This window comes from Streptomyces sp. NPDC006385, assembly GCF_040612485.1.
Lineage (GTDB): Bacteria > Actinomycetota > Actinomycetes > Streptomycetales > Streptomycetaceae > Streptomyces.
The window spans coordinates 1-8,706 of sequence record NZ_JBEXQG010000139.1 but is presented as its reverse complement, the minus strand read 5'-3'; the positions used below and the strand labels follow the sequence as shown (position 1 = coordinate 8,706).

Annotated in this window: 3 protein-coding genes and 1 pseudogene; all 4 read left to right on the top strand. The window is 73.2% G+C overall.

Annotation, left to right across the window (positions count from 1 at the left end; genetic code table 11):
• A partial coding sequence (locus ABZ078_RS43710) for an SDR family NAD(P)-dependent oxidoreductase (protein ID WP_356584157.1) occupies positions 1 to 2,338 on the top strand: 2,338 nt, incomplete at its 5' end.
• Positions 2,335 to 5,400, top strand: a pseudogene (locus ABZ078_RS43705) (type I polyketide synthase); the annotation flags it as partial. The gene ABZ078_RS43710 and the pseudogene ABZ078_RS43705, both read left to right, overlap by 4 nt.
• Positions 5,401 to 5,496: 96 nt before the next feature.
• Entirely contained in the window at positions 5,497 to 7,995 is a 2,499-nt protein-coding gene (locus tag ABZ078_RS43700; RefSeq protein ID WP_356584159.1) for a type I polyketide synthase, read from the top strand.
• 70 nt (positions 7,996 to 8,065) lie between these two features.
• On the top strand, positions 8,066 to 8,706 hold a 641-nt coding region (locus ABZ078_RS43695; protein ID WP_356584155.1), incomplete at its 3' end, for a beta-ketoacyl synthase N-terminal-like domain-containing protein.

The following is an 8,706-nucleotide window of genomic DNA, read 5'->3' as shown; positions in this document are numbered from 1 at the left end:
GTGGGTCCACGGCGTGGACGTCGACTGGGCCCAGGCCTTCACCGGCACCGGCGCCCACCACACCGACCTGCCCACCTACGCCTTCCAGCACCGCCGATACTGGCTCGACGCCCCCGCCGCCGAGGCCGCGCCCGCCCCCACCCCCGTCCTCGATGACGCGGATGCCCGCTTCTGGGAGGCGGTCGAGAGCGGGGACCTGGAGTCGCTGGCGTCGACGCTGGACGTCGAGGGCGAGGCGGAGCAGTCGTCGCTGGGCAGCGTGCTGCCTGCGCTGTCGGCGTGGCGGCAACAGCGTCGTACGCGGTCCACGCTGGACCGTTGGCGCTACCGCCTTGACTGGAAGCGGATTGCGGAGCGACCGGACGGGAACGCCCGGCCGGGTACCTGGCTGCTGGTCGTTCCGGCAGAGGCCGGCGACGACGCCTGGGCCGTGGCGGCCGGCAAGGCGCTGACCGACGGCGGCGCGACCGTGCTCCCGCTCGCCTGGACCGCGGCGGACGGCGACCGGGAGCAACTTGCCCGTCGTATCAGGGAGATCGGCGCCTTCGACGGCGTACTGTCCCTGCTCGCCCTCGATGAGGCCCCGCATCCGCGGCACCCGGAGGTCCCGCTGGGGCTCGCCGGGACGCTGCAGCTCGTGCAGGCGCTGGGCGACGCCGGTGTGGACGTGCCGCTGTGGCTGGCGACGCGGGGCGCGGTGTCCACCGGCGGCGCGGACCCGACGGTCGTGCGGGAGGCGCAGGCGCAGGTCTGGGGTCTGGGGCGGGTCGTCGGCCTGGAGCATCCGCAGCGGTGGGGCGGTCTGGTCGACCTTCCCGAGGCGCCGGAGGAGCGTGCGCTGGCGCGGTTGCGGGGTGTGCTGGCGGCTCACACGGCCGGGGCCGAGGACCAGCTCGCGCTGCGTGCGGAGGGCGTGTTCGCGCTCCGGTTGCGGCGCGCGCCGGTCGCGCAGAGCCCCGCTGTACGGGAGTGGAAGCCGCAGGGTACGGTCCTGATCACCGGGGGAACCGGTGCGCTGGGCAGGCGAGTTGCCCGTCGGCTGGCGCACCGAGGAGCCCAGCATCTCGTTCTGGTCAGCCGTCGCGGCGTGCAGGCGCCGGGTGCCGAGGAGCTCCGTGCGGAGCTGACCGGGCTTGGCGTCCGGGCGACGGTCGCGGCCTGTGATGTCACGGACCGCGCGGCGCTGGCGGGGCTCTTGGAGAGGCTGCGGGCCGACGGGTCGCCGGTGCGCACCGTGGTGCACACGGCGGGTGCGGCACCGTACGCGAGCCTCGCGGAGACGGATCTCACCATGCTGTCCGAGGTGGCGTCGGGGAAGGTGACCGGCGCCGTCCACCTGGACGAGTTGCTGGCGGACGACGAACTGGACGCCTTCGTTCTGTTCTCGTCGAGCGCCGGCGTGTGGGGCGCGGGGGGCCAGGGTGCGTACGCGGCGGCCAACGCGCACCTGGACGCACTGGCGCAGCGGCGCCGTTCCCTCGGACGCCCGGCGACCTCGGTGGCCTGGGGTGCGTGGGCGGAGTCGGGGATGTTGACGGACAACGGGGCTGAGGAGCACATGAGTCGGCTCGGAGTGCTGGCGATGGACCCGGAGCTGGCTCTGGAGGCGTTCCAGCTGGCTCTGGACCACGACGAGAGCGGCACGGTGGTCGCGGACGTGGACTGGGCGCGGTTCGCGCCCGGTTTCGCCGCGGCCCGGCCCCGGCCCCTGCTGGACGACGTGCCGGAGGCCCGGCAGGCGCTGCTCGACAGCGCCCCGGACGATCCCGCGGCGGAGGACGGCGATGCCGGCGTCGGCGCGTCCCTGGCGGACCGGCTCGCGCCGTTGACGGCGACCGAGCGGGACCGCACCCTCCTGGACCTGGTGCGCTCCCAGGCCGCGGCGGTGTTGCGGCATGACGGCGTGGACGGCGTCGGGGAGGACCAGGCTTTCAAGGAGCTGGGCTTCGACTCGCTGACCGCTGTGGAGCTGCGCAACCGGCTGCAGAGGGCGACCGGGCTGCGGCTGTCCACCGGGCTGGTCTTCGACCACCCGACCCCCGTTGACCTGGCCGCCCACCTGCGGGATCGGCTGGTCGGCCCGGAGGGCGACGGCGCCGGGTCGGCGATCGCGGAGCTGGACCGGCTGGAGGCCGCGATGTTCTCGCTGTCTCCGGCGGACGAGGACCTGCGGACCACGATCACCTCGCGGCTGGAGGTGCTGCTGTCGCGGCTGGGCGGCTCAGCGGAGAGCGCACCGGCCGCCGGCGCGGCGGACGCCGATGTCGAGGAACGGCTCGGCGCGGCGAGCGACAACGAGATATTCGACTTCATCAACCGGGAGTTCGGTAAGTCATGACGGCGAATGAGGAAAAGCTCCGCGAATATCTCAAGTGGGTCACCGCCGACCTGCACAAGACGCGCACCCGTCTGCAGGAGCACGAGGACGCCGAGCGCGAGCCGATCGCGATCGTGGCCGTCAACTGCCGTTTCGGCGGGGCCGACTCGCCGGAGGAGCTGTGGCGGCTGCTCGTGGACGGCGTCGACACCGTGGCCGCGTTCCCCGACGACCGCGGCTGGGACATCGACAGCCTCTACGACCCCGAGGGCACGTCGGGGCGGCCGGGCACCACGTACGTCAACGAAGGCAGCTTCGTGCGCGGGGCCACCGACTTCGACGCGGGCTTCTTCGGGATCGCGCCGCGCGAGGCGCTGGCGATGGACCCGCAACAGCGGCTGTTCCTGGAGGCCTGCTGGGGGCTGATCGAGCGGGCCGGCATCGACCCATCGTCGCTCAAGGGCAGCCAGACGGGTGTCTTCGTCGGCGGCGCCCCCTCCCACTACGGGCCGTCCGCGGGGAATGTCACCGACGACGTCGCCGGGTACGTCGTCACCGGCGGCTCCGGTGCGGTGCTCTCCGGCCGGCTGTCGTACTTCCTGGGCCTGGAAGGGCCGGCGGTGACGGTGGACACGGCGTGCTCCTCGTCACTGGTCGCCTTGCACGAGGCCGTGCACGCGCTGCGCCGCCGGGAGTGCTCGCTGGCCGTCGCCGGTGGTGTCGCGGTCATGTCCACGCCGGTCGCGTTCATGGAGTTCAGCCGCCAGCGGGGCCTCGCCGCGGACGGACGCTCCAAGGCGTTCTCCGACGCCGCCGACGGCATGGGCTGGGGCGAGGGCGTGGGCGTCCTGCTGCTGGAGCGGCTGTCCGACGCGCGGCGCAACGGCCACCCCGTGCTGGCGGTCGTACGCGGCTCGGCGGTCAACCAGGACGGTGCCAGCAACGGCCTCACCGCCCCCAACGGCCCCTCCCAGCAGCGGGTCATCCGCGCCGCCCTCACCAACGCGCGGATCTCCCCGGCGGACGTCGACGCCGTCGAGGCCCACGGCACCGGCACGACCCTCGGCGACCCCATCGAGGCCGAGGCGCTGCTGGCCACTTACGGGCAGGTGCGTCCCCAGGGGCGGCCGCTGCTGCTCGGCTCGCTGAAGTCGAACATCGGGCACACGCAGGCCGCCGCCGGTGTCGCGGGTGTGATCAAGATGGTCCTCGCGATGCAGCACGGTGTGCTGCCCCGGACCCTGCACGTCACCGAGCCGTCGACCAAGGTCGACTGGTCGGCAGGGGAGGTGGAGCTGCTGACGGAGACCCGTGCGTGGCCGCCGACCGAGGACCGTCCGCGTCGCGCGGGTGTCTCCTCCTTCGGCGTCAGCGGGACCAACGCGCACGTCATCCTGGAAGAGGCACCGCAGGACGAGACCGAGGCCGAGCCGGAGCCGGCCGGGACCGCGGGGCCGACAGTGCTGCCCACCGTCCCCTGGGTGCTCTCCGCCCGGGGCGCCGACGCCCTGCGCGCCCAGGCCGCCCGCCTGCTCACCCGCGTCGAGGGCGGCGAGGAGCCGGCTCCGGTCGACGTCGGCTGGTCACTGGCCACCGGCCGCGCCACCCTGGACGACCGTGCCGTGGTGACCGGCTCGACGGCCACCCAGCTCGTCGATGGCCTGCGGGCACTGGCGCGCGGTGAGGAAGCCGACGGCGTCTTGACCGGCCCTGCCTCGCCCGGCGGCGCCGGTCGCGTGGTGTTCGTCTTTCCCGGCCAGGGCTCGCAGTGGGCCGGCATGGCACGGGACTTGTGGGAGTCCTCGCCCGTCTTCGCGGCCCGCATGGACGAGTGCGAACGCCTCCTGCGCGAACTGGTCGACTGGTCGCTGCGCGACGTGCTCGGCGACGAGGAGGCGCTCGCCCGCGTAGACGTCGTCCAGCCCGCCCTCTTCGCGATGATGGTCTCCCTGGCCGAGGTGTGGCGCTCCTACGGCGTCGAACCGGCGGCCGTCGTCGGACATTCGCAGGGCGAGGTGGCCGCCGCCTGCGTGGCCGGCGTGCTCTCCCTCCCGGACGCGATCCGGGTGGTCGCCCTGCGCAGCCGCGCCCTGCGGGCCCTCGCGGGCACCGGCGGCATGCTGTCGATCGTCGCCTCCGAGGAGTGGGTGCGCGAGCGGACCGAGCCGTTCGGCGAGCGCGTTTCGATCGCCGCGGTCAACGGCCCCAACACCGTGGTCGTCTCCGGCGACCCGGACGCCCTGCGCGAGCTCGGCATGGTCCTCGCCCAGGCCGGCGTCATGCGGTGGAACGTCCCCGGAGTCGACTTCTCCGCGCACTCCGCCCACGTCGAGCGGCTGGAGCCGGAGCTGGCCGAGATCCTCGCCGGGGTCGAGCAGCACCCTGCCGAGGTGCCGTTCTACTCCACCGTGACCGCCGGGCCGCTCGACACCGGCGAGCTGGACGCCGGCTACTGGTACCGCAACCTGCGCGCCCCGGTCCGCTTCGAGGAGACCGTACGCGCCCTGGACGCCGCCGGACACGACGTATACGTCGAGGTCAGCCCCCATCCCATCCTCACCATGGGCGTGCTGGAGACCCTGGAGAGCCGCGACCGCGCCATCACCCCGGCCGTCGTGAGCACCCTGCGCCGCGACGACGGCGGCATCGACCGCGTGCTCACCTCCCTTGCCGAGGTGTGGGTCCAGGGCGCGCACGTCGACTGGGAGCGCGTCTTCACCGGCACCGGCGCCACCCGCGTGGACCTTCCCACCTACGCCTTCCAACGCCGTCGCTACTGGCTGGACGACACCACCGGCGCGACCGGAGCACAGACCCGACTCGGCCTCACGGCCGTCGAACACCCGCTGCTCGGGGCGGCGTTGGACCTGCCCGACGCCACCGGTGTGGTCCTCACCGGCCGGCTGTCCCTGCGCACCCAGCCCTGGCTCGCCGAGCACGCCGTCGACGACGTCATTCTCCTGCCCGGCGCCGCCTTCGTGGAACTGGCCGCCCGGGCCGGTGACGAGGTCGGCTGCGACCTCCTGGAGGAACTCACTCTCCAGGCCCCGCTGATCCTGCCCGCGACGGCCGGAGTCGGACTGCGCGTCACCGTCGGCGCGGCCGACGACTCCGGACGACGCGAACTGAGCATCCACTCCCGCCCGGACGGCACACGGGACGCCCCCGAGGACGGCGCGGTGTGGACCGGCCACGCCACCGGCGTCCTGGCCGCGGGCGCCGAACGGCCCGACCGGGACCTGACCGCCTGGCCCCCGGCCGGCGCCACCCCGGTCGACTGCGCCGGCGTCTACGACGACTTCGCCGCCGCCGGATACCACTACGGCCCCCTCTTCCAGTGCCTGCGTGCGGCCTGGCGACGCGGCGACGAGACGTTCGCGGAGGTCGCGCTTCCCCAGGACCGCGCCACCGACGCCGACCACTACGGCCTGCACCCCGCCCTGCTCGACGGCGCCCTGCACGCCGTGGGCCTCGCCGTCCTCGCCCAGGCCGGCCAGGGCGACACCGCACCGCAGCCCCGGCTGCCCTTCGCCTGGCGCGGCGTCACCCTGCACGCCACCGGCGCGGCGGCCCTGCGTGTAGCCGTCACCCCCACGGACGGCACCGACGCCGTCACCCTCACCTTGGCCGACGGCACCGGCCGCCCCGTGGCCACCGTCGACAGCCTCGTCATGCGCCCGGTCGACACCGAGCAGCTACGGCGGACCGCGAACGCCCAGGACCTGTCGGACGACTCCCTGTTCCACCTCGTCTGGACCCCCCGCGACCTCCCCACCGTCCCGCAGGAAACCGCCGCCTGGGCCATCGTCGGCGGCGACACACTCGACGCGGCCGACGCCCTCGGCGACACCCCCGGCCTGGCCGTCAAGCCCTTCGCGGACCTGACTTCCCTCGCCGACGGCGACACCCTGCCCCCGTACGTCCTCGCCGACTGCACCTGTGAACAGGGCGAGACGACCACCGTCGTACGCGAGGCGCTGCGCCGCGCCCTGGAGCTGGTGCAGGGCTGGCTGGCGGAGGAGCGGTTCGCGTCGTCGCGGCTGGTGCTGGTCACGCGGGGCGCGGTGGCGGCCGGGCCGGAGGAGCACGTGACCGATCTCGGGGCGGCCGCGGTATGGGGTCTGCTGCGGTCGGCCCAGACGGAGAACCCGGGCCGGTTTGTGCTGGTGGACGTCGACGGTGTCGAGTCCTCGTGGAGCGTGCTGCCGACGGCGCTGGAGTGGGCGGTGGAGCACGACGAGCCGCAGCTGGCGGTGCGCTCCGGCACGGTGAGCGTGCCCCGCATCCAGCCGGCCACGCCGGCCACGGCTCCCGAAGGACCCGCCTGGGGCGAGGGAACTGTCCTGGTCACGGGCGCGACGGGCACGCTGGCTGGTCTGGTGGCACGGCATCTGGTGACGGCTCACGGGGTACGGCGTCTGCTGCTGCTCAGCCGCAGCGGGCCGCAGGCTGCCGGTGCCGCCGAACTCCTCTCCGACTTGGAGGAGTTGGGTGCCGAGGTGTCGCTGGTGGCGTGTGACGTCGCCGATCGTGCCGCCCTGGCGGCGGTAATGGCGGGCATCCCGGCCGCGTACCCGCTGACGGGTGTGGTGCATACGGCGGGCGTGCTGGACGACGGCATCGTGTCGTCCCTGACCGGCGAGCGGCTCGACACCGTGCTACGGCCCAAGCTCGACGGAGCCTGGAACCTGCACGAACTGTCGCGGGACGCTCAGCTGTCGGCCTTCGTGCTGTTCTCATCTGCCTCCGCCTCCTTCGGCAGCCTCGGCCAGGCCAACTACGCGGCGGCCAACGCCTTCCTGGACGCCCTGGCGACGGTCCGGCGGGCCCAGGGCCTGCCGGGCGTGTCCCTGGGCTGGGGATTCTGGGAGCAGGTCACCGGCCTGACCGGCGGACTCACCACGACGGACGTCCGCCGTCTGACCCGCGCCGGGATGAGCCCCCTGCCCACCGCCCAGGCCCTCCAACTCCTCGACACCGCCCAGCGGTCGCCCGCCCCGGCCCTGCTGCCCATCCGGTTCGACCGCCTCAGGCTGAACCGCCCGGCCGACCCGGACGCCGTGCCCGTGATGATGCGCGACCTGGTCCGCGTCCCCGCCCGGCGTGCCGCAGCCGCCGGAACCGGACCGGCGGAGAGCGCATCCACGCTGAAGCGGCGACTGGCCGGGCTGGACGAGTCCGAACGCGGGCGCGCCCTCCTGGAGTTGGTACGCACCCAGGCAGCGGCTATCCTCGGCCACACCACGATGTCCACCATCGAACCCGGGCGCGGATTCGTGGATCTCGGATTCGACTCGCTCATGGCTGTCGAGTTCCGCAACCGGCTGACCACGGCGACCGGCCTGCGCCTGCCCGTAACCCTCATTTTCGACTACCCGAGCCCCGAAGCCCTCGCGGCCCACCTCCACGCCGAGATCCCCCTGCACGCGGACGGCCCTGCGGCACCGTCGCCGGCCGCCGTCTCCGCGGAGCTCGACCGGGTGGAGAAGACCCTGGAAGCCCTCGCCACGGACGAGATCAAGCGCATGGAAATCACGGTGCGCATGAAGTCGTTCCTCGCGAGACTGGGCGACGCCACCGGGACGCGCCCGCCACAGGACATGGACGACGACGACCTCGAATCGGCCAGTGACGACGAATTGTTCAGCGTCCTTGAAAACGAGCTGAGGAAATCCTGAACGAACGAACGACCGGATGAACTGACTGGCCGTTTTCACCAGCATGATTTTCACGGGGAGCTGATGCCGCATGTCCACCGAGGGCCGTAATTCCACCGAGGAAAAACTCCGTTCCTACCTCAAACTGGCCACCGCCGACCTTCGCCAGGCCCGCCGTCGCCTGGAGGAGTTGGAGGCCAAGGACCGTGAACCCATCGCGATCGTCGGCATGGGCTGCCGCTACCCCGGCGGCATCACCGCCCCCGAACACCTCTGGGAACTGGTTGCCGCCGGCGCCGACGCCGTCACCGGCTTCCCGGCCAACCGCGGCTGGGACCTGGACGGCCTGTACGACCCGGACCCGGACCGCAAGGGCAAGAGCTACGTCCGTGAGGGCGGCTTCCTGCACGACGCGGCCGACTTCGACCCCGGGTTCTTCGGCATGTCACCGCGCGAGGCACTCGCCACCGACCCGCAGCAGCGGCTGCTTCTCGAAACCTCCTGGGAGGCCCTGGAACGCGGAGGCATCGACCCGAAGTCCCTGCGCGGCAGCCGGACGGGCGTCTTCGCGGGTGTGATGTACAACGACTACGCCGCCCGCATGCACAATGCACCCGACGGCTTCGAAGGCCAGGTCGGCAACGGCAGCGCGGGCAGTGTCGCCTCGGGCCGGATCTCCTACATCTTCGGGCTGGAGGGCCCGGCGGTGACGGTGGACACGGCGTGCTCGTC